Here is an 18,260-nt window from a genome sequence, read left to right as displayed (position 1 = left end):
ACGCGATGTCAGATCCACCGGAGCCGCATCCCGTGGCGTCGCTGCGCGACCCCGAGGCGCTGCTCGACCGGGACGCGGTGCGGGCCGAGCGCGTCGCGAGAACGCTCGACGCCGACCGCTACGAGGCGCGACGCGAGCAGTACGACGACATCGACGGCGTCGTCCAGATCGGCCTGACCGACGGTGACGGCCGCGTGCTGCTACAGGACTGGAACGGGACGGGCGAGTGGGCGCCGCCGGGCGGGACCGTCGAGCCGGGCGGCGACTGGGCGGCGGCCGCGCGCCGGAGCGCCGAGCGGTTGACGGGCGTCTCCGTCGCCGTCGAGGGGGCGGTCCTCGTCGAGGACCTGCGGTTCGAGCGGCGGGACGGCTCTGCCTCGTTCTCCGCGTACGGCGTCTCCTTCGTCTGCTCGCTGGCGGAGCCCGCGCCGTCGTTCCGTGAGGACCCCGCCGTCGCGCCCGAGAGCCGGTTCGCCGACGGGGACGCCGAGCTCGCGTGGGTCTCGACGGCGCCCGACGCGACGAACGAGAACCACGTCGACCACGTCAACATGTTCCTCCGGTACGCTGGCCGAGACGGGAGCGACTGAGCGGCGACCGTCCCGCCGGTCCCTCAGCGCTCTCGCTTCGCCTCCCGGCCGAGGTGGTCCTCGACGGCGTCGACCTTCCGCGCCGCGGTCTCGTCGCTCGTCCGCTTGTCGTCGATCTTCAGCACCGTCGAGACGCGGTCGCCGTCGACCGCGTCGTGGGCGGCCGCGGCGGCCGCGAACAGCGTCTCGGCGTCGTCGGCCTCGATCACGGTCCCCATCGGATTCGTCTCGTAGCTCACGTCGAACTCGTTGAGCGCGGCGACGGCCTTCGCCACCTCCTCGGACATGCTCTCCTCGATCACCGGGGCGACGCTCAGCATCGCGATGGCTGTCATGGACGGAGGTGTGCCGCGGACTCACTTAAGCGGTTGCGAGCGGCGACTCCCGAAGTCGGCGCTCACCGGGGCGACCTACTCCAGCGCGTCGCGGAGGAAGGAGAGCTGGTGGCCGATCGCGCCCTCGAAGTCGTCGCCGAGCACGGAGAAGTGGTCCGCGGGCATCGTGACGACCGTCCCCCGTGAGAGGCGCTCGCCGGCGTCAACCACGGACTCCGCGTCGACGATGACGTCGTCGGTCCCCGCCAACAGCAGGGTCGGCGCACCGATGTCGTCGAGCCGCGTCACCGGGCGGTAGCCGACGAGCCCCAGCAGCGACCGCGCGGGCGTCTCGTTGCGCCACGCCGATTCGCGGTCGACGAGGTCGATGTACTTCCGCTTCGTCCCCGGCTCGGTGATCGCCGCGCGCTCGGCCGCGTCGCCCACGATGGGGACGGTCCGCCCGCGACCGATCCGGTGGCCGATCAGGTCGCGGAGCCCCGCCGCGCTGGCGCGGACGAGGTACCCGCCGCCGCGCCGCGTCGCGATGGCCCGCCCGTCGAGCATCGGGACCACGCCGACGACGGCGTCGACGTCGCGACGCTCGGCGGCGAGCGTGATCACGTGCGCGGCCGACAGCGACGCGCCCCACAACACGAGGTCGTCGCCCGCGTCGTTGAGGCGGTTCGCGCGGTCGATCGCGGCCTCGTACGCCGCGCGCTGGCGGCCGAGGTCGACCGCCTGCGAGTCGCCGTCGGAGTCGCCGAACTCCGGGTGGTCGAAGAGGAGGGCGGCGTACCCCGCGTCGGCGAACCGCTCCGCGACGGCGGGGTAGCCGAAGGTCCGTTCGGCGCCGAGCCCGGGTGCCATCACGACGACCGGGGGGTCGTCGACATCGCCGCCCGGGAGGTACAGCGTGCCGCGACAGGTCGCGCCGTCGGCGTCGAACGCGACCGCACGGGTAGCGAACCGCTCGCGGGCCGGCCGCGCAAGGCGGCGCTGCGCCCGGTTGACGGGGTTCCGACGGGTCACCGGTCGCCCTCCGAGTCAGGCTCGTCGGCGGCCGCGTCGTCGGGAACCTCCGGGTCAGGCCCCGCGTCCGGCTCGTGGCTGACGGTCGCTAATACCCGGCTCGAGAACTCGGTCTCGGAGATCTCGTAGCGCGCGAGCGCCTCAAACCACTCGGCCTCGGCGTGCCACGTGCCGAGGACGTCGCCGGGGGAGCGCACGACGGTCCCCTCGACGCGGACGGGCTCCCACTCGTCGGCCTCCGCGCGGTCGATGAGCGCGTTGAGCGCGCGTCCGATCTCCCCGCGGTGGATCTCGCGGCCGGGGAACGCGGTCATGTAGGTCAGCTCCAACGGGTCGTCCCCGTCGATCGACTCGACGCTGACGCCGTAGCTCCTGAGTTCCGGCTCCAGATCGGCCGTCCGCTCGTCGCCGGTCATACTCGATCCGTCGGCAGGGCGGGATAAATCGGTACCGGCACGCGGCGGCGCCGTGACTGGGCGAGTAACGATTTCACGAAAGCCGCGGACGGGGTGCGGCCGCCGTCTGGCGGCCGCCGATAGGTTGTCAGAGGCACACGATTAACCCGCGCGGCCGATTGACGATAATTCGCGGAGTGTCATAAACGCTCGGGCCGGCTATGATTTATGCTGCTTCCGTCCGTGAACGTGTATACATGCTCACCGCGGCCGCGGCGGCGCTGGCGCGAACCGACGACACCGTCGGCGTCGCCCTCGTCGGCGGCGCAGTGACCCTGCTCGCGTGGGTCCTGACGCCGCTGTGGCTGATCGGCGTCCTCTTCGTCAGCCCGCTCGTCGCCGTCGCGGCCCCCGTCGCGCTCGCGCCGTCGCTCGTCGCGCGCGGCTACTTCGTCCGCGTGACGCGCAGCGCGATCCAGTCCGGAGACGCGGGCGGCGCGCCGTCGCTCGTCGCTTGGGGCGAGCTGGTCCGGGACGGGGTCAAGTCGGCGTTGTTGTCCGCGGCGCTGCTCGCGCCGCTTGCGGGCGGCCTCGCGGTCGCAGTCGGCGTTGTCGCCGCGCTCGTCGCCGGCCCGGTCGACCCGGGAGCGGCCGCGGCGACGGTCGAGTCGGCGCTCGGACCGGCCGGGCCGGCCGCCGTCGCGGTCGCCGCCGCCGGCGTCGGGGTCGCTTTCGTGGGCGCGTACCTCCTCGCGTTCGCGTACGTCCGGCCGGCCGCGCTCGCCGCGTTCGCTGCGTCCGGGCGGCTCAGGGACGGACTGAACCCGCGACGGGTGGCCGACGTCGCCGCGACGGGCCCGTACGCCACGGGATGGACGCTCGCGGTGGGCGCGCTCGCGGTCGGATACGCCGTCGCGGCCCCCACCGCGCCGCTGGTCGTCGGGATCGCGCTCGCCTTCCTCGTCCGGGTCGTCGCTCACGGGCTCTACGGGCGGGGCGCGGCCCGAGCCATGGCCGCTGGGTCGGAGGACCGGGGCGAGACTGGTCCGACCGTCGGCGCGGGTCGCGTCGACAGGAGCGCCGAGACTCAGGCGACCCGCGTCGCGGGCGCGGCTCGCGGCACGGGACCGACACGGGGCGGGACGACGACTCGCGGCACGGTGGCTCCCGAGAGCGGTCACGCGCCAGAGAGCCCGCCGGTTCAGGTCGTCTCAGGCGACGGCGGGCGGCCGATGTACAGCGAGCCGCCGGCCGCGGTCCAGGTCGGCCGGGCCGTACCGGTCGGGGACGAGGGCGACGACGTCGAGGGCGACACCGGTGCCGTCGGCGACGTGGCCGACGCGATCGATGCGAGCGACGGTGGCGGCGTGGCCGACGCGACCGACACTGACGACGTGAGCGACACGAGCGACGCGGTCGCCGACTCGACCTCGGCCGCCGCCGCCCGGAACGACGGCTTCGAGTGGGGGCCGACGCTCGACGACGCGGAAGACAAGGGTTGATACGGTCCCGAGCGAACGCTCGGACATGCGCATCTCCGAGCGGGGGTACGGCGAGGAGGGCCGGGAACGGCTCACGCTGGTCCCCGAGAACGTGGACGACCTCTGGCACCTCGCGCACGTCCTCGAACCCGGGGACCTCGTCGAGGGCGACACCACCCGGCGGATCCAGCGGAACGACGACCAGATGCGGGACACCGGCGGCCAGCGCGAGCACATCTTCGTCACCCTCAAAGTGGAGGACGTGGAGTTCGCACGGTTCGCCAACCGGCTCCGCGTGTCAGGCGTCATCGTCGGCTGCTCGCGGGAGGACCAACTCAACGCCCACCACACGCTCAACGTCGAGGAGCACGACGAGATCACCGTCGAGAAGCACTTCAAGCCGGACCAAACGGAGCGGTTAGAGGAGGCGACGGAAGCGGCGGAGAACCCGGACGTGGCCATCGCGACCGTCGAGGAGGGCGCGGCGTACGTCCACACGGTCCAGCAGTACGGGACCGAGGAGTACGCCTCGTTCACGAAGCCGACCGGGAAAGGCGAGTTCTCGCGCCCCCGCGAGGAGCTGTTCGCGGAGTTGGGCGAGGCGCTCGCGCACCTCGACGCCGACGCCGTGATCCTCGCCGGCCCGGGGTTCACGAAGAGCGACGCGCGCGACTACATCGACGAGGAGTACCGCGACCTCTCCGACCGGATCACCACAGTCGACACCTCCGCGGCGGGCGACCGCGGCGTCCACGAGGTGCTCAAACGTGGCGCGGTCGACGAGGTTCAAAAGGAGACCCGCATCTCCAAGGAGGCGAGCCTCATCGACGACCTGACGGAGAACATCGCGACGGGCGCGAAGGCGACGTACGGCCCGGAAGACGTGGCCGAGGCCGCCGAGTTCGGGGCAATCGAGACGCTGCTCGTCGTCGATGAGCGACTCCGCACCGAGCGGCAGGGGGACGGCGACTGGGAGATCGACGTCAACGAGGTGATCGAATCGGTGGAGCGGCAGGGCGGCGACGTGGTCGTCTTCTCCTCGGAGTTCGCCCCCGGCGAGCAGCTGTCGAATCTCAGCGGCATCGGCGCGATCCTGCGCTACCGGCTCCAGTAGGCGGTCCGTCGAGGGCGAACGGTAGACGGCCCGGAGCGGCCGCGGCCGTGTGCTTATCCGAGCGCGCCGTCAACGTCAGATCGATGGGGGACCGATCCGGGGACGGCGGCGAGGCAACCGCGGCCGAGTCGGCGGGGGCGACCGCCGACGCCGCGGGCGACGCCGATCCGCTCCCCGACGACCTCGACGACGCGGGCGTCGACGACGAGGTGAAGCGCCGCCTGCGCGAGGCCTACCTCAACGACGAGGAGAACGCGCTGATCGTCACCCGGGTGCGCTCCGTCGGCGACCGCGTCGCCGTCGAGATGCGCCCGCCCCACGGCGACGCCACCCACACGGAGCGGTTCGACGCTCCCCGCGACGGCTCGCTCCGTGAGTCCGAGGCGTTCCTCGAGTTCCTGGAGGCCGTGGGCGTCTCGCCGCTCGATGTCGGCGAGCTGGTCGGAGCCCGCGTGCCCGCGACGTACGACCCCGAGACGGGCTGGGAGGTCGACGCCGCCTACCGCGCCGAGTCGAACGGTGCGCGGCGGCTCGCGGCCGCTCGCGACTGGCTGTGGACCTACCGGACGTGGCTGCTCGCGGCGCTGCTCGTCGGCGGAGAACTGGTGTTCGTCGCCCTGATAATCTTGGTGTACGGGTGATCGAGCGGACGTGGCGGTCGAGCGCAGTCGCCCGTCGTCGCCTACCGTCCGGAACATTACTCAGAATCGAGGCGGCGCTACCGGGCGATTGTCGATCGATCAATGTGTTCGGCGCGATGGCGTGTCCGGTTCGAACCACCGCCGTTGCCGGGACGAAGACGGACGCGTTCAGTCGTCACCCGGGGATTGCGAGGCGGTCGGTGGCGACGGCACGGCGTCGGCGTCCGGCCGCGTCTCGTCGCGACTCCCGAACGAGTCGATCTGTTGACGGAGCTGCGTCGCTTGTTCGGTGAGCGAGTCGATCCGCGTGGTCACTCGTGAGAGCTCGGCCGCCTGCGATTCCACGAGCTCGACCACTTCGTTCGCCTCATCGGTCGACTGGTCGCTCAGATCGGCCACTTCGTCGATCAGTGCGACGGTCTGTTCGGTCGAGCTCGCCTGGTCGTTGGTCGCGTCGCTGATCGACTGGATGCCGGTGTTCGCCTCCTCGATCTGTTCGACCATCTTGAGGAGCAACTCGGCGGATTCGTCGATAGTCTCGACGCCGCGGTCGACTCGGTCGCCCGTTTCACGCATCTCTTCGACGGTCTCGTTCGCCGTCGTCTGTAAGTCGTCGATCCGGCGCTCGATTTCGTCGGTCTTCTCGGCGGTCTCCTCGGCGAGGCCCTTGACCTCGTTCGCGACAACTTCGAACCCCTCGCTCGCGTCGCCGCCGCCACCCGCTCGCGCCGCTTCGATGTTGGCGTTGAGCGCGAGGATGTTGGTCTGTTCGGCGATGTCGTCGATCAGGGTGACGATCTCACCGATAGCGTCCATCTCCGATTCGAGCTGCTCGACCTGCTCGATCGACGTCTCCGTCTTCTCGCGGATGGCGTTCATCTCCTCGACTGCTTCGGTCGCCGCCTCGTTTCCGTCGCTGCCGAGCTGTGCCGCGGCCTCCGACTGTTCGGCGACCTCGTCCGAGGAGCTCGCTACCTCCTCGACCGACGCCGACAGGTCCGACAGCTCGTTAGACGCCCCCTGAATCGTGTCGTTCTGCGTCGTCGCGTTCTCGGCGATACTCTCGATCGCGTCGGCGACGTCGTCGCCCTGCGCCGCGAGGTCGGCCGCGGTGTCGTCGATCTGTTCGGACGCGTTTTCGACTTCCGTCGCGAACGTGCGGACGTTTTCGACCGTCGTCTCGACTTCGGCGATCATGTCGTTGAACGACGCTGCGATCGTGGCAAGCGCCGGCTCGTCGACGTCTTCGTCAGCGCGGACGGAGAGGTCGCCGTCGGCGGCCGCTTGGAAGCGTTCGCTCATCTCGTCCGCCTGGTCGGCCAGTCGCTCGGCGCGGGCCTCTGCCTCGCGCTGTGCCTCCTGTGCCTCCCGTTGGGCTGTTTCGACTTCTTCAAGTCGCGTAACGATCGAATTACGCATCATTCGGACCGGGTGATACACTTGCCCGGCCTCGTCGTCACGCGGCGACCCGAGGTCGACGTCGAAGTTTCCGTCCTCGATCTTCGCCGCCTTATCGATGAGGTATGACAGCGCGCCCGCCGTGTCGCGGACGAAGATGATCGAGAAGAGCGTCGCGCCGACGAGAGCCACGATAACCGTGGTCGCAAGCGCTGAGATCACGGCCGATTCGGCTGCCGGCGACACCGTGTCGCGGATCGCGAACCATCGTGTCGCGGCCGTTACGACCAGCAACGCGGCGAAGGCGACGAGGGCGACACCGGCCTGTCTGTCGAGACTACTCGCGAGCCAACCGTCCGGACTGTCTTGTGTCGACATTGTTGATGTGGCGTCTGTTTGGAGGGGCGTCGGTTACGCGGGGGTCTCTGACTGTTCGCTCGTATCGACGAGTTCGGTCACACGGACGAGACTGAACGCGATGATGAGATTGAATCCGATCTTGGCCGACATGTCGAGAATCGCGACGATGAAGTGGTAATCGACGGCAGATATCCATCCACCGGCGGATGGTCCGAACAGCCACGCCACCGGGTACACGAACCACAGGAAGATCGTCAGGTCCCGCAGGGTGCGGAACATTCCCTGTGCGGCGGCGCTGACCGATCCCAGCGCGTCGGTGAACGCGGTGAGGAAGAGGTACACCAGCGCGAGAAACGCGATCGACGAAATGCCGTAGCCGGCCCACCGGACGGCCGCAGTGCCGGTCGTGCTCGCCGCGAATCCGGTCACGATCATCACGGCGTCAGCGGCCATCGCGGCGGCGATCGTCCGGCGTCTCGCGCCGGCGACGAGCCCGAGGTACGCGACGATGAGCGGTGTCGTGACCAGCCAGTCCGCGTACCTCGCCTCCAAGATTATGTCCGCCGCGATGACACCCGAAGAACTCGCCGCCATTACCGTGTACGCTCCGGCGGCAAGGAACGTGATCACCGGCGGGATGAACAGGTAGTCGTTTTCGTACTCTCCAGTGGTAGTGAACCACAGGAACCCGACGGTTGCGATGATCAGTGCTCCCGCGGTAGCTGCGAACGTCGCTGTCTGTACGAACACAAATTTGCTATGTATCGCACACTTATGAAGCCGATCCAGATATTATCAGAACCGATAACCGAATCCAGAATACGGGGCGAAGCCACGGCGTCGGCCGTCGATGAGCCGATGAGCGAAGGAACCGAGCGCGTCGGTCGTTCTCTCTCGCTGGTAACGGCTCTTTTAATAGACGACTCATGGCCGGTGTGATCGCGAGCGACTCACGGTCAAGCCTGACTACCGTGTCACCCCGAGGGAAATCGGGCGGAGAGGTGTTCAACCCGCGGCTTACTCGTTCCGCACGGACTCAGATCCACCGTCGCCCGCCAACTGTGGGCCCGATTGAGTTGGCGAAGGCGTCTGATTCGCGGTGTCACCGTCGCTGGTTAGCTGCTCGGTCGCTGACGCAATGGTGTCGACTTGTTCGGTCTGTGACTGCGTCGCGAGCGCCATTTCGTCGATACCGTCCGCCATCGTTTCTAGCTCGCCGACCAGATCATTGATCGAACTGGCAATCTGTTCTGCTGTCTCGGCTTGCGTATCAGTCGTGTCAGACACCTCTTCGAAGTTGTGGCTGGTCTCTTGGACTGCCGAGACAATCTCATCAAGATCTGACTCGGTCTGTTCCACAGCAGCTATCCCGGTATCGACTCGCGTCATCGCTGTCCGGAGTCCGTCGGCTGCGTCAGTCGTCTCTGCCTGAACGTCTTCAACTAACGCTTCGATCTCGTTCACGCTCTCCTTCGATTCGGCAGCTAGCGACTTGACCTCATCGGCGACGACAGCGAACCCGTCGCCACTCGTGCTGCCACCGTCGGCTCTGGCGGCTTCGATGCTCGCGTTCAGTGCGAGAATTCTGGTTTGTTCCGCAATGTCGTTGATTAGGTCGGTCACCTCGCTGACCTGCTCGACCCCTTCCTCAACGCGGTCCATCTTCGAGGAGGCATCCGTTACCGCGGTTTCAATCGCTTCCATCGCTTCGAGTGCTTCGGACGACGACTCCCGACCACGTTTGGCCCGCTCTTCGGCCAATTCACTCGTGCGCGTGACCTCTGTCGTCGTTGATGCGACTTCCTCAACAGTGGCACTGAGTTCTGCAACCTCCCCAGACGTCCGCTCCATGGCGGACTGCTGCTCAGTGACGATCCTGTTCAAACTCGCCGCCTGATCTGCGACGTCCCGGGTAGATTGTGAGAGCTCAGAGATGGGGGCTTCAACGTCGGTTTCAACTTCACGCATCAGTTTCCGCCGCTCTCTTCTCGCGGTCTCCAGCTCTCCGATCATCTCGTTGAACGCCGTCGCGATCTCTGCCATCGCGTCGCTGCGACCGGGCGGATCGTATCGCTGATCGAGATCGCCCTCTGCGGCCGCACCCATCACCCGACTGAACTTCATTGCCTCTGACTGGAGATGTTCATTAAATTCCGTCGCCTCCTGTTTCGTCGACTCAATCTCATCCTTCGCTCGTTCAATCTCGGAGAGCTGAGTTTGGATGTCGGTCCGCATTTCGTCGATTGCGTTGTACAACTCTCCTATCTCGTCGGCACGGTCGGTCTCCAGGCTGACACTAAACTCGCCCTCACCAATTCGCTCGGCTCGACTACTGAGTTTATTGAGCGCTGTTGCGACGTTCCCACCCAACACAGCGCCAACGACGCCGAGATTGACGATGAAGACAATCGCCAGCGCAACCATCACCCCAACCGCCCGGTCCATGACCAAATCGGGTGGCGCAGCGAGGAGATACAACGTGAAGCCAAGCATGAACGCGAGCGTCGTGACCAGCGCGAACCCGACGACCATCCCTACTTGTGCGCTGTAACTCTGCCTGAACCGTGCCGTGAGACCGTATTCAGTACTCATTGCTGCGCCCCCGTTCCTGATCCCGTACGGTCGGTCGCCCGCTTCGCGTCTTTCGGACCAGTCCCGTCGGTACTGGATCCGGGGATCTGATCAAACACGACCGCGTTGCTGTACACGACGCCGACGAACGCACCGACGATAAGCAGTTCAACGTACATGATCGTAACCCAATCGGTGAACACTGTCGTCAGTCCGAGTGTACTGGGGTGAACGACCACCGTCGCGACCTGACCGAACCACCCGAGAAGCATGATATGCTTGAGTTTGCTGAACACTGACAGTCGACGTTCCGACCGTTTTTTTGCCGCCGCTACTACCGGTCCATACAGTAGATACCCGCCGCCGGCCAGTAGCAAGGGACTAATTAGGACGACCTGCTGCGGGACGAACGCCGTCTTCCACGCGAAGAATGTCATCCACAACTGACCCGCTATGGCCACAAAAAGCGCCAGCGAAAGCTGTCGGCTGGCCCCTGAGATGGCCGCAACGACGTAGACAATTCCTGCCCACATGATGGTATATCCGATGAACCGCGACAGTTCCATCAGCAATAGCGGGAGTCCGGTCTGCTCAAAGAAGAACTGAATTGTCGTCATCCCGACATATGCGAGGAACATCCCTGCCGCAGAGAGCGTCGTCGCCGCTCCGTATTTACTGACAGCGCTATCCAGCCGACGCCCTAATCGGTACGACACGACGGTGATTGCCCCGAGAATACACATCGCGACCGCTGAAAAGTACACCAGTTGGACCATATTTAATCACTCGGTGTGTCGGGAACTATCAGAATTGGCTGAATTTTGGCCTTTTCTAATCGGACTCAACTGAATATTCCTATTATTTCGGCTCATTTGATCTCTCTTGTATCTGCGTGAGAGATATCAACACACTTGATAGCAATGACCGAGTTATCGCAATCGATATTTTATATTCCTGTGAGTATCGTCGTTCTGACTGTCGATGCGTTCATGTTTCTCACCGATTAACACCCGATACAAGATTCGTTTAATTTCATATTCTACTGTCGTCAGACGTGGCGACCGGCTAGCAAGTCCATGCCGGGTACCGCGGCGACGCCGACAGGTCGGGGCAGGTGCACGTCGCCCGCGATTGGCTGTGAACCCACCTAGCGTGGCCGCTGGCGGGGCTCCTCGGTGGCAAAGATCTGGCGTTCGTCGCCACCGACCCCGTGTTCGCCCGATTCAGAGGACGCGAGGCGTCGCTCCTCAGAGCACGCGGAGCCGGTATCCCTCGGCGGCGGTCTCGTCGGTGACGCGCCCCGTTTCGAGCGCCGCGTCGAGGATCTCGGCGACGAACTCCTTCGGGACCTCGACGCCGATGAAGTCGGTTCCTTCCCGCGCCGTCGTCAGCCGTGCCATTGTTCGATTCGTCCCGTCGTCGTTGTAGACGCTGCCGACGCGGTCGCCGTCGCGGAGGAACCGGAGCGTCACGTCGGTCGGTTCGAGCGCGTCGAAGCGTACCTCGAACACTCTGTCGTCGCCCTCGAGTCGTGCGAGAATTGCGCCGTCGTGTTCGACCACGGTGGTCTCCATACCCGTGCTACGGGGTCGACACACATAACGTCGGCACGCGGTCGGGAGCTGCGGGCCACCGTCACTCCGAGGCGTCGGAGTCCAAGTAGCCGACGACCGGCTGCGGTGCGACGACGCCGACGAAGAGCACGACGCCGATCAGCGCGGTGTCGTCAGCTCCGTCGCGACGCGACCGCCGTACCCGAGCGCCAGTCCGACCGGCATGAACAGGAGGATGACCGCGTTCCCGCGGGAGACCATGTGACACCGACGACGACCGGTCAGAAAAGCGTTGTCGGGGTCACTTCCCCCAGAAGGGGTCGCGCTTCCGCCGCGTCTCGAGGTAGCCCTGGAGCGCCTCACGCTCGTCGGCGGTGATCTCCTCTTTCAGCTCCTGTTCGAGGATCTTCGCGTGCTTCTCGGGCACCTCGGTCCAGAGCGTGTCGCCCTCCTCGATGCCCCGGCCGACCGTCGGGCCGTCGATGGCGATGCTGACGCGCTCGCCGGCGCGCGCCTCGTCGACATCATCGCCCTGCTTCTGGATCCCGGAGAGGTCGCCGACGCGCTCGAACTCGTTGCCCTCGAAGAAGCCGACGTTGCGGTTGTTCTGGAGCGTGCCCGAGATGACCTCGACGCCGACGACCGCGGGGTCGTTCTGGCGGAACGTGTGGTCGGGGAGGATGCGGAAGCGGGCGGGCCGGACCACCTTGTCAAGCACCGTCTCCTGTTGCGCGCGCTGCTTCTCCTCGACGTAGCGCTCGTAGTCCTCGACCAGCTGGTAGATGACCTCGTTTTTGAACAGCTTCACGTCGGCGTTCTCCAAGTCCGACTCCGCGTTCTTGAGGAGGTCGACGTTGAACCCGAGGATCGCCTTGTGTTCGTCCTGGTTCGCCGTCTCCGCGACCGCGATATCGCGCGGCGCGATGTCGCCGACCTCGGCGCGCAGGATGGGGACCTCCGCCTCGCGCAGGGCGTTCGCCATCGCCTCCAGCGAGCCGAGGGTGTCGGCCTTGACGACGACGCCGTTCTCGGAGGTGTCGACCTCGATCTCGGCGAGCTCGGCTTTCACTTCCTCGACGACCTGGTCGACGGTGCGGTCGCGGACGACCCGGACGGGCGCCCCCGCCATCGCCTCGTCGAGGTCGGGCGCGGCGATCTTCACGCCGGCCGCGGCGCCGATCTCGCCGACCTTCTCGAACTCCTTCTCCGTGCGGATCTCCGCGAGCGGGCGCGGGCGGAGCAACGCGCGGATCTCGGTGACGATGGGCTCGTTCTGGCCGCCCACGACCACGGTGTCGCCGTTGCGGATCACACCGTCGTAGACGACGGTGTCGACGGTCGCGCCGAAGCCGCGCTCGTCTTTCACTTCGAGGACCGTCCCCTCGCCCGGCCCCGTGACGTCGATCGCCATCTCCTCTTTCATGAACCGCTGCGACAGCCCCATCAGGACGGTGAGGAGGTCGGGGACGCCCTCGCCGGTGAGCGCCGACAGCGGGACGACGCCGATGTTCTTCTGGAAGTCCTGGACGCGCCAGTAGAGGTCGGCGGAGAAGCCGGCGTCGGACAGCTGGCCGATGATCTCGTAGAGGTTCTCGTCGAGCATGGACTTCGCGCGCTCGGATTGGGCGTCCATGCTCTTCTGGATCGGCTCGCCGTCCTGCGGGTTCCACCCCGGCGTCGTGTCGACCTTGTTGGCCGCGACGACGAACGGGGTCCCGGTCCGCCGGAGGATGTCGATCGCCTCCTCCGTCTGCGGCTGGAAGCCGTCGTTGACGTCGACGACGAGTACCGCGATGTCGGCGAGCGCGCCGCCGCGGGCGCGCAGCGTCGAGAAGGAGTGGTGCCCCGGCGTGTCGATGAAGAGGAGCCCGGGGAGGTCGAAGTCGGACGGGTCGATGAGTTCGCCGGCCATCCCGGAGATTGTGTCGAGCGGGATGTCCGTCGCCCCGATGTGTTGGGTGATCGCGCCGGCCTCGCCCTCGCTGACGGCGGAGCCGCGGATCGTGTCGAGCAGGCTCGTCTTGCCGTGGTCGACGTGGCCCAGCACGGCGACGATTGGGGTTCGCAGGGTGTCCGCGTGTGTGTGGTCGGTCATATGTGATCGCCCCGAGAAGGTTATAGCATCTATTCGTCCCGGCCGTCAGTTAAGCCTTTCAAAACGCCGCCGCGAGCCGCGGCGAGCGCGGCCACCGGGTCCGTCGCCCGTCCGACGGCCCGTGGCGTTTAATACCGTTGCCCGGGACCGTGCGGGTATGGTCGACATCCTCGCGGAGAACCTCTCCGGGAAGGCGGTGATGAGCGCCGACGGAACCGAACTCGGGGACCTGTACAACATCACGATGAACCTCGAGTCCGGCGAGTTGAACCACCTCCTCGTCAGCCCGCACGAACAGCTGCGACACGAGCGCGTCGACTTCGAGTTCGACGAGACGGGGCGGCTCCGCGTACCGGTCGCGAACGTGCAGGCGGTGAAAGACTACATCGTCGTCGCCCGCTGATGCAGGTCCTCGACTCGTCCGCGTTCATCCACGAGTACACGACCGACGAGGACGTGGTCTCCATCCCGGCGGTCCACGACGAGCTGACCGGCGAGGTCGCGCTCCGCTTCGACGCGATGGAGGGCTCCGGCATGACCGTCCACGTGCCGGCCCCGGAGGCGGTCGACCGGGTCCGCCGCGCCGCGAAGGGCTCCGGCGACGCCGCGGAGTTGTCCGACACCGACATCCGGCTCATCGCGACCGCGCTGGAGCTCCACGGCGCGCTCGTCACCGACGACTACGCGATGCAGAACGTCGCCGAGCGGCTCGACCTCCCGGTCGAACCCATCGAGCGCGAGGGGATCACCGAGGAGCGCGAGTGGCGCTTCCAGTGCGTCGGCTGTAATCGCACCTTCGACGAGAACAAAGAGCGGTGTCCGATCTGCGGCAGCGACCTGACGCGGAAGAACCCGGCGTGAGCGGGCCACCGAGGCGGCGAGAGGCGATTCCATCCGGTGACCGCCCGGTCCGCACGCGAGCGGTTCGCACGCGACCGACCGATTGAACAGGCGTCGCGCCGACCGCCCGACGTGAACGCATTCGAGGAGCTGTCGCCGGACGCGCTCCGCGCCGGGCGAGCGGACGCGCTCGACGACGCGGTCGCGACAGCGCTGGCCGCCCACCCGCTCGACGGAGTCGAGACCGAGTACCCGCACTATCAGGGCGTCGTCGAGGGGCCGGACGCGCCGCCGCGCCCGTCGAAGGATCACCCCGTCTTCTACGGCTGCTTCGACTGGCACTCGGCGGTCCACAGCCACTGGGCGCTCGTCCGCGCGCTGCGGCTCGCGCCGGACCACCCGGACGAGGCCGCGATCGCGGCCGGCGTGGACGAGCGACTGACCCCCGAGCACGTCGCGAGCGAGGTCGCGTACCTCGACGAGAACCCTGGCTTCGAGGAGCCGTACGGCTGGTCGTGGCTGCTGCGGCTCGTCGCCGAGCTCGCCCTGTGGCACGACCCGCGCGCCGACGCGTGGCGCGAGACGCTCCGCCCGCTCGAAGACCGGGTCCGCCGCGGGACACGCGAGTCGTTCCTCGAGATCGACCGCCCCCACCACGTCGGCACGCACGGCAACACCGCGTTCGCGCTCGCCGGCGTGCTCGACTACGCCCGGGTCGTCGGCGACGCCGACCTCGGACGTGAGGCCGAGGCGACCGCCCGCCGCCTCTACGCAGACGACACCGCGGCGGTCGTCGGCGCGGAGCCGGTCGGCTGGGACTTCGTCTCGCCGGTGCTGACCGAGGCGGATCTTATGCGCCGCGTCCTCGACCCGGACCCGTTCGCGTCGTGGCTCGACGGCTTCCTCCCGGACCTGACCGCGCCGCCGCACGACGCGCTGCGGTCGCCCGTCGACGTCGAGCCGGACGAGGGCGACGGCGCGGCGATACACCTGATCGGCCTCAACGTCTCCCGCGCGTGGTGCCTCTCGGGGCTCGCCGAGGCGCTCGCGGGGAGGGACGGCCCCGCGGCGGTCCGGCTGCGCGAGCCGCTGGAAGACGCCGCGCGGCGCCACGCCGAGGCGGGGGCCGCGGACGTGCTCACCGACGACTACGCGGGGTCGCACTGGCTCTCGTCGTTCGCGCTGTACCTGCTGACGCGGAACGAGGGCGGGATCGCGCCGGGAACGGATTAGTCGGCGCCCGTCGACTCGGGCGCGTCGCCGTCGAGCCGGCCGGGGGCGTCGCCGTCGGCCGGGTCGGCCGCGTCACCCTCCGCGATGCCGAGGGCGTCCTCGGAGAGGTCGCTCCCGTCGAGCCGCGGGACCCGGTCCCGGAGCCGCGCGGCGGCGGCGCGGGCCTCGACGAACTCCACCTCGGCGAGCGCGCGCACCAGCGCGGCGGCCCGCTCGGCCCGGGCGCGCTGCCACGACTCCTCGCGGGACTCGTAGGTGCGGATCGCGCGCAGGAAGTCGGCCTCGGAGAACTCCGGCCAGTACGGCGCACAGAAGTAGACGGCGGCCTCGTTCCCGTTCGCGTGCCACGGGAGGAAGTTCGAGGTGCGCTCGTCGCCGCCGGTGCGGACGATCAGGTCCACGTCGCGGATCGGCCGGTCGTACAGCCGGGACTCGACGGCCTCGACGTCGACGTCCTCGGGCGCCATCTCGCCGGCGTCGACGTCGCGGGCGATGGCGCGCGCGGCGTCGAGCAGCTCGGTCCGGCCGCCGTACGCCAGCGCGACGTTGAGCGTGAACCGATCGTTGCCGGCGGTGCGCCGTTCCGCGTAGTCGACCGCGTCGCGGACGCGCGGCGGGAGTCGAGGGACGTCGCCGATCGCGCGGACGCGGACGCCCTGTTCGTGGACGCGGTCGGCGTCGGCGAACTCGCGCAGCTTGTGCTCCAGCAGGTCGAAAAGGGGCTCTAGCTCCTCGTCCGGGCGCTCGAAGTTCTCGGTGGAGAAGGCGTAGAGAGTGAGCTCCGAGACGCCGAGGTCGGCGCACCAGTCGAGGACGCGCTCGGTGGTGTCCGCGCCGGCGCGGTGGCCCTCGGGGGCGTCGTCGCCGCGCTCGCGGGCGTACCGCCGGTTCCCGTCCTGGATGACGGCGACGTGGTCGGGGACGTCGTCGATCTCGCGGCGGAGGTGTCGCCGGTACGCGCGCCCGGCGAGGCCGCGGAGTCGCTGCCACATGCTCGGGCTACACGACGCCGAGCGGTATACGTTTATGGATCGATCGGCCGAACCCCGGCGCATGGAGGCCGCCTACGTCTTTCGCGTCGCTGTCGGACTCGACCCGGCTGACGCGGCCGTCGAGCCCGACCGGTTCGAGACGACGATGGAGATCCCCGCGCCCGAGCCCGGAACGGACGGCTGGCGCTTCTTCCGCGACCGGCTGTGGCGCGGCGAGATCGGCGACGAACCGTCGTTCCGCCGCCTGGCCGCGGAGCGGTTGGGCGTCGCGTCCGCCCCGGGCGTCGAGGTGGTCGCCGCCGACTTCCGGGAGCTCCGCACCGACGAAGCCTACCGCAACGCGCTGACGGACGCGATCGCCGCGGACCTCGGCCCGTTCAACGCCGACTCGGTCGACGAGGTCCTCCGCAAGTACCTCGGGTCGTCGGTCCACGTCCGGGACTAAGCGAGCGCACGCCGTCGGGCGACCAGACGGCTCCCTCGGTGTGAGTCGCGGTCCCGCGGACCCACAACGCACTTGTCGGCCACCGGCGTAGAGGTTGATCCATGGCCATCGCCGACTACGACTTTCACCTGTTCGACCTCGACGGGACGCTCGTCGACGCCGAGTGGGAGTACACCCGAACGGTGTTCGACCGCGTCGGCGACCGGCTCGGCCGGGAGTTCTCCGACCGGGAGGCGCGGGTCCTCTGGCACGGGCTCGGCGGCTCGCGGGCCGAGACGCTGCGCGGGATCGGCGTCGACCCCGACGCGTTCTGGCCGGCGTTCCACGCGGTCGAGGACCCGGCTGCCCGCGCGGAGGCGACGTACCTCCACGACGACGCCGCGCGGCTGCTTGACCACGTGAACGAGGTCGGCGGCCCGACCGGGCTCGTCACCCACTGTCAGGAGTTCCTCGCCGACCCCGTCCTCGACCGGCTCGACCTCGGCGGGCGCTTCGACGCGGTCGTCTGCTGTACCGACGAGACGGGGTGGAAGCCGGCCCCCGACCCGATCGAGACCGCGATGGACGCGCTCGGCGTCGATCCGGGCCGCGGCCGCGGCTACTACGTCGGCGACGGCGAGAGCGACGTGGCGGCCGCCTGGAACGCGGGTCTCGACGCGGTCCACGTCGAGCGCGTCGGCCACGACGAGCGCGGCCGCTGCGTCCTCGGCGATCGGCGCGTGAGCCGCCTCGACGAACTGATCGACGGCGGCGGCCGAGGCGTCGCCGACCGGCGCGGCGAGGGACGCCCCGGCCCCAGCGACGCGTCGTGAGCGATTTATTTGGCCGCGGCGCAATCGAGGAGTCATGACAAAGTGGTTCCACAGCGGCCGCCGCCGCGACCTCTGCGCGCTGCTGTACGACCACGGCGAGCTGCGCGCGCAGTCGCTGAAGAGCCGGCTCGAGTCGCACTACGACGAGCGCATCGACCCCGGCTCCTTCTACGGGACGCTCTCGGCGCTCGTCGAGTCCGGGTACCTCGACCGCCGGACAGCGGGCATCGCCGACGTGTACGCGCTCACCGAGGCGGGCGAGACCGCCCTGCTCGACCACTACGCGTGGCTCGGCGATCGGATCAAAAGAGGCGACGACAGCGAAGGGACCGGAGGAAGCGGTGACAGCGAGGACTGAAGCGGACGGCGACCGGCCAGAACGGGACGTCCCGGA

General features: G+C 68.3%; 23 protein-coding genes. 11 read left to right on the top strand and 12 right to left on the bottom strand.

Annotated elements, in window-relative coordinates; all coding sequences use genetic code 11:
- Window positions 1-5 precede the first annotated feature (5 nt).
- Entirely contained in the window at window positions 6-590 is a 585-nt protein-coding gene (locus ABNG04_RS03265; protein WP_371160009.1) for an NUDIX domain-containing protein, read from the top strand.
- Window positions 591-613: 23 nt separating this feature from the next.
- On the opposite strand, the gene ABNG04_RS03260 is transcribed toward ABNG04_RS03265, so the two are convergent.
- The 3 genes from ABNG04_RS03260 to ABNG04_RS03250 all read right to left on the bottom strand — a co-directional run bounded on the left by ABNG04_RS03260 (window position 614) and on the right by ABNG04_RS03250 (window position 2,352).
- Window positions 614-925, bottom strand: coding sequence for an MTH1187 family thiamine-binding protein (locus ABNG04_RS03260; RefSeq protein ID WP_371160007.1), 312 nt, complete (start codon window positions 923-925; stop codon window positions 614-616).
- Window positions 926-1,000: 75 nt separating this feature from the next.
- Entirely contained in the window at window positions 1,001-1,936 is a 936-nt protein-coding gene (locus ABNG04_RS03255; protein ID WP_371160005.1) for an alpha/beta hydrolase, read from the bottom strand.
- A complete protein-coding gene (locus ABNG04_RS03250) occupies window positions 1,933-2,352 on the bottom strand; it encodes a DUF8159 domain-containing protein (protein WP_371160003.1) in 420 nt (139 codons plus the stop codon). Before ABNG04_RS03250 ends, ABNG04_RS03255 begins: the two co-directional genes overlap by 4 nt.
- A 236-nt stretch (window positions 2,353-2,588) precedes the next feature.
- Here ABNG04_RS03250 and ABNG04_RS03245 point away from each other — a divergent pair, with 236 nt between their 5' ends.
- The 3 genes from ABNG04_RS03245 (at window position 2,589) to ABNG04_RS03235 (ending at window position 5,567) form a co-directional block, all read left to right on the top strand.
- Window positions 2,589-3,833 (top strand): DUF4013 domain-containing protein, encoded by a 1,245-nt coding sequence (locus ABNG04_RS03245; protein WP_371160001.1) that lies wholly within the window; start codon window positions 2,589-2,591, stop codon window positions 3,831-3,833.
- A 25-nt stretch (window positions 3,834-3,858) separates the two neighbouring features.
- Window positions 3,859-4,926, top strand: coding sequence for an mRNA surveillance protein pelota (locus ABNG04_RS03240; RefSeq protein WP_371159998.1), 1,068 nt, complete (start codon window positions 3,859-3,861; stop codon window positions 4,924-4,926).
- Window positions 4,927-5,009: 83 nt separating this feature from the next.
- Window positions 5,010-5,567: a hypothetical protein gene (locus tag ABNG04_RS03235; RefSeq protein ID WP_371159996.1), complete on the top strand. Its 558-nt coding sequence runs from the start codon at window positions 5,010-5,012 to the stop codon at window positions 5,565-5,567.
- A gap of 168 nt (window positions 5,568-5,735) precedes the next feature.
- Here the strand turns inward: ABNG04_RS03235 and ABNG04_RS03230 are convergent, their stop codons facing one another.
- Window positions 5,736-7,157, bottom strand: coding sequence for a methyl-accepting chemotaxis protein (locus tag ABNG04_RS03230; RefSeq protein WP_371159994.1), 1,422 nt, complete (start codon window positions 7,155-7,157; stop codon window positions 5,736-5,738).
- A 219-nt stretch (window positions 7,158-7,376) separates the two neighbouring features.
- A complete protein-coding gene (locus ABNG04_RS03225; RefSeq protein ID WP_371159992.1) occupies window positions 7,377-8,075 on the bottom strand; it encodes a bacteriorhodopsin in 699 nt (232 codons plus the stop codon).
- Between the two features lie 24 nt (window positions 8,076-8,099).
- On the opposite strand from ABNG04_RS03225, the gene ABNG04_RS03220 reads away from it, so the two are divergent.
- Entirely contained in the window at window positions 8,100-8,264 is a 165-nt protein-coding gene (locus tag ABNG04_RS03220) for a hypothetical protein (RefSeq protein WP_371159990.1), read from the top strand.
- Window positions 8,265-8,342: 78 nt separating this feature from the next.
- Here the strand turns inward: ABNG04_RS03220 and ABNG04_RS03215 are convergent, their stop codons facing one another.
- The 6 genes from ABNG04_RS03215 to infB form a co-directional block, all read right to left on the bottom strand.
- Window positions 8,343-9,917 (bottom strand): methyl-accepting chemotaxis protein, encoded by a 1,575-nt coding sequence (locus tag ABNG04_RS03215; protein WP_371159989.1) that lies wholly within the window; start codon window positions 9,915-9,917, stop codon window positions 8,343-8,345.
- Window positions 9,914-10,672, bottom strand: coding sequence for a hypothetical protein (locus tag ABNG04_RS03210; RefSeq protein ID WP_371159988.1), 759 nt, complete (start codon window positions 10,670-10,672; stop codon window positions 9,914-9,916). The genes ABNG04_RS03215 and ABNG04_RS03210 overlap by 4 nt, the downstream gene beginning before the upstream one ends.
- A gap of 471 nt (window positions 10,673-11,143) precedes the next feature.
- The gene (locus ABNG04_RS03205; protein WP_371159986.1) at window positions 11,144-11,470 is read right to left on the bottom strand and encodes a hypothetical protein; all 327 of its coding nucleotides are present in this window, start codon (window positions 11,468-11,470) and stop codon (window positions 11,144-11,146) included.
- 61 nt (window positions 11,471-11,531) lie between these two features.
- On the bottom strand, window positions 11,532-11,600 hold the full coding sequence (locus ABNG04_RS18130; protein WP_510952308.1) for a hypothetical protein: 69 nt from the start codon (window positions 11,598-11,600) through the stop codon (window positions 11,532-11,534).
- 8 nt (window positions 11,601-11,608) lie between these two features.
- Window positions 11,609-11,710, bottom strand: coding sequence for a DUF7987 family protein (locus ABNG04_RS18125; protein ID WP_510952309.1), 102 nt, complete (start codon window positions 11,708-11,710; stop codon window positions 11,609-11,611).
- 40 nt (window positions 11,711-11,750) lie between these two features.
- Window positions 11,751-13,544: a translation initiation factor IF-2 gene (gene infB / locus ABNG04_RS03200; protein ID WP_371159984.1), complete on the bottom strand. Its 1,794-nt coding sequence runs from the start codon at window positions 13,542-13,544 to the stop codon at window positions 11,751-11,753.
- Between the two features lie 157 nt (window positions 13,545-13,701).
- On the opposite strand from infB, the gene ABNG04_RS03195 reads away from it, so the two are divergent.
- The 3 genes from ABNG04_RS03195 (at window position 13,702) to ABNG04_RS03185 (ending at window position 15,617) form a co-directional block, all read left to right on the top strand.
- Complete coding sequence (locus tag ABNG04_RS03195; protein ID WP_371159982.1) at window positions 13,702-13,947, top strand: PRC-barrel domain-containing protein; 246 nt, start codon at window positions 13,702-13,704, stop codon at window positions 13,945-13,947.
- The gene (locus ABNG04_RS03190; RefSeq protein WP_297886833.1) at window positions 13,947-14,405 is read left to right on the top strand and encodes an NOB1 family endonuclease; all 459 of its coding nucleotides are present in this window, start codon (window positions 13,947-13,949) and stop codon (window positions 14,403-14,405) included. The genes ABNG04_RS03195 and ABNG04_RS03190 overlap by 1 nt, the downstream gene beginning before the upstream one ends.
- Before the next feature lie 111 nt (window positions 14,406-14,516).
- Entirely contained in the window at window positions 14,517-15,617 is a 1,101-nt protein-coding gene (locus tag ABNG04_RS03185; RefSeq protein WP_371159979.1) for a DUF2891 domain-containing protein, read from the top strand.
- Here ABNG04_RS03185 and uppS read toward each other — a convergent pair.
- Window positions 15,614-16,609, bottom strand: a complete 996-nt coding sequence (gene uppS / locus ABNG04_RS03180) for a polyprenyl diphosphate synthase (protein WP_371159978.1) — start codon at window positions 16,607-16,609, stop codon at window positions 15,614-15,616. The genes ABNG04_RS03185 and uppS overlap by 4 nt on opposite strands.
- A gap of 61 nt (window positions 16,610-16,670) precedes the next feature.
- Between uppS and lwrS the strand changes: the two genes are divergently transcribed.
- The 3 genes from lwrS to ABNG04_RS03165 all read left to right on the top strand — a co-directional run bounded on the left by lwrS (window position 16,671) and on the right by ABNG04_RS03165 (window position 18,224).
- Window positions 16,671-17,054: an LWR-salt protein gene (gene lwrS, locus ABNG04_RS03175; RefSeq protein ID WP_371159976.1), complete on the top strand. Its 384-nt coding sequence runs from the start codon at window positions 16,671-16,673 to the stop codon at window positions 17,052-17,054.
- Between the two features lie 101 nt (window positions 17,055-17,155).
- Complete coding sequence (locus tag ABNG04_RS03170) at window positions 17,156-17,866, top strand: HAD family hydrolase (protein WP_371159974.1); 711 nt, start codon at window positions 17,156-17,158, stop codon at window positions 17,864-17,866.
- Between the two features lie 34 nt (window positions 17,867-17,900).
- Window positions 17,901-18,224, top strand: coding sequence for a PadR family transcriptional regulator (locus ABNG04_RS03165; protein ID WP_371159972.1), 324 nt, complete (start codon window positions 17,901-17,903; stop codon window positions 18,222-18,224).
- Window positions 18,225-18,260 lie beyond the last annotated feature (36 nt).

This window comes from Halorubrum miltondacostae (assembly GCF_041379815.1).
Classification (GTDB): domain Archaea; phylum Halobacteriota; class Halobacteria; order Halobacteriales; family Haloferacaceae; genus Halorubrum; species Halorubrum miltondacostae.
The sequence above is the reverse complement of the archived record's forward strand: the minus strand, read 5'-3'. Positions and strand labels throughout refer to the sequence as shown.

Excerpts from the sequence above, each read along its gene's own strand:
- ABNG04_RS03245 (WP_371160001.1), top strand. The coding sequence starts at position 2,589 with ATGCTCACCGCGGCCGCGGCGGCGCTGGCGCGAACCGACGACACCGTC.
- ABNG04_RS03170 (WP_371159974.1), top strand. The coding sequence starts at position 17,156 with ATGGCCATCGCCGACTACGACTTTCACCTGTTCGACCTCGACGGGACG.
- lwrS (WP_371159976.1), top strand. The coding sequence starts at position 16,671 with ATGGAGGCCGCCTACGTCTTTCGCGTCGCTGTCGGACTCGACCCGGCT.
- uppS (WP_371159978.1), bottom strand. The coding sequence starts at position 16,609 with ATGTGGCAGCGACTCCGCGGCCTCGCCGGGCGCGCGTACCGGCGACAC.
- ABNG04_RS03240 (WP_371159998.1), top strand. The coding sequence starts at position 3,859 with ATGCGCATCTCCGAGCGGGGGTACGGCGAGGAGGGCCGGGAACGGCTC.
- ABNG04_RS03205 (WP_371159986.1), bottom strand. The coding sequence starts at position 11,470 with ATGGAGACCACCGTGGTCGAACACGACGGCGCAATTCTCGCACGACTC.
- ABNG04_RS03235 (WP_371159996.1), top strand. The coding sequence starts at position 5,010 with ATGGGGGACCGATCCGGGGACGGCGGCGAGGCAACCGCGGCCGAGTCG.
- ABNG04_RS03190 (WP_297886833.1), top strand. The coding sequence starts at position 13,947 with ATGCAGGTCCTCGACTCGTCCGCGTTCATCCACGAGTACACGACCGAC.
- infB (WP_371159984.1), bottom strand. The coding sequence starts at position 13,544 with ATGACCGACCACACACACGCGGACACCCTGCGAACCCCAATCGTCGCC.
- ABNG04_RS03215 (WP_371159989.1), bottom strand. The coding sequence starts at position 9,917 with ATGAGTACTGAATACGGTCTCACGGCACGGTTCAGGCAGAGTTACAGC.
- ABNG04_RS03250 (WP_371160003.1), bottom strand. The coding sequence starts at position 2,352 with ATGACCGGCGACGAGCGGACGGCCGATCTGGAGCCGGAACTCAGGAGC.
- ABNG04_RS18125 (WP_510952309.1), bottom strand. The coding sequence starts at position 11,710 with ATGGTCTCCCGCGGGAACGCGGTCATCCTCCTGTTCATGCCGGTCGGA.
- ABNG04_RS03165 (WP_371159972.1), top strand. The coding sequence starts at position 17,901 with ATGACAAAGTGGTTCCACAGCGGCCGCCGCCGCGACCTCTGCGCGCTG.
- ABNG04_RS03265 (WP_371160009.1), top strand. The coding sequence starts at position 6 with ATGTCAGATCCACCGGAGCCGCATCCCGTGGCGTCGCTGCGCGACCCC.
- ABNG04_RS03220 (WP_371159990.1), top strand. The coding sequence starts at position 8,100 with ATGAAGCCGATCCAGATATTATCAGAACCGATAACCGAATCCAGAATA.
- ABNG04_RS03195 (WP_371159982.1), top strand. The coding sequence starts at position 13,702 with ATGGTCGACATCCTCGCGGAGAACCTCTCCGGGAAGGCGGTGATGAGC.
- ABNG04_RS03260 (WP_371160007.1), bottom strand. The coding sequence starts at position 925 with ATGACAGCCATCGCGATGCTGAGCGTCGCCCCGGTGATCGAGGAGAGC.
- ABNG04_RS03210 (WP_371159988.1), bottom strand. The coding sequence starts at position 10,672 with ATGGTCCAACTGGTGTACTTTTCAGCGGTCGCGATGTGTATTCTCGGG.